The following is a 799-nucleotide window of genomic DNA, read 5'->3' as shown; positions in this document are numbered from 1 at the left end:
GCGACTTTCGACCAGCGGCTCTGCATATTGTGTCCGCGTGTAGTGCACCAGCCGGTGCTGACTGTCGTAATGGTACCGGTGGGTGCGCTCATCATCCGTGCGGATACCCCCTTCCGGGATGAGGTCGGTTTTCTCTGTCAGCCTGCCGTGACGGTCATACCGGTAAAGATAGTGCGCGTCACGGGCGATACGGTTATCCGGCCACATGCTGAGGGTGCTGTCCGGGTGCAGCTCCGGGTCGGGCAGGCGGTTACCTGCCGGGTCTGTGGCATACGGGATGCGGATATCAAGGTTCGCTGCGGTGGTGTGAACGCCGGTCAGCCTGCCGGTGGTGCTGTAGCTGTAACTCCGGGTCTGGCGCGGGCTGCTGATGCGGATGAGTTCGCCGTTGTCGTTCCAGGTGTAATCGCGGTCATACTGCAGGCTGTTCAGGTGCTGGCTCTGTAACTGCCCGGCAGGGGTGTAAGCGGTGGAGAGTTCATAACGGCCGAAGCGGCGCAGCGTTTCCCGGTGCAGGCGGTCGCGGGTGAAATCCACCAGCGGTGTGTCGCCGAGCTTCATACCTGCCAGCCAGCCGCTGCCGTAGGTCAGCCATTCCACGGCGGGCAGGCTGTCCGGTATACAGCGGTTCGCCAGTCCCTGCGCGCTGTACGCATGTCTGGTCTCATGCTGCCAGAGCAGTGCTTCCGTCTCCGGGTGATTTTTCACCACCCGCTTCAGCCCGGCTTCACCCTGCGTGTGCAGCACTTCACGGCGGTTCAGGCTGTCGGTGATGGTGATGCGGTCCTTCTCATACTGA

General features: G+C 62.5%; 1 pseudogene. It reads right to left on the bottom strand.

The annotated features are described in order from the left end of the window. A pseudogene (locus BGK49_RS16335) lies at positions 1-799 on the bottom strand (RHS element protein); the annotation flags it as partial.

The organism is Shigella sp. FC1544, assembly GCF_001722145.1.
In the GTDB taxonomy this organism is placed as follows: Bacteria; Pseudomonadota; Gammaproteobacteria; order Enterobacterales; family Enterobacteriaceae; genus Escherichia; species Escherichia coli.
This window is presented reverse-complemented; position numbering and strand designations above follow the sequence as displayed.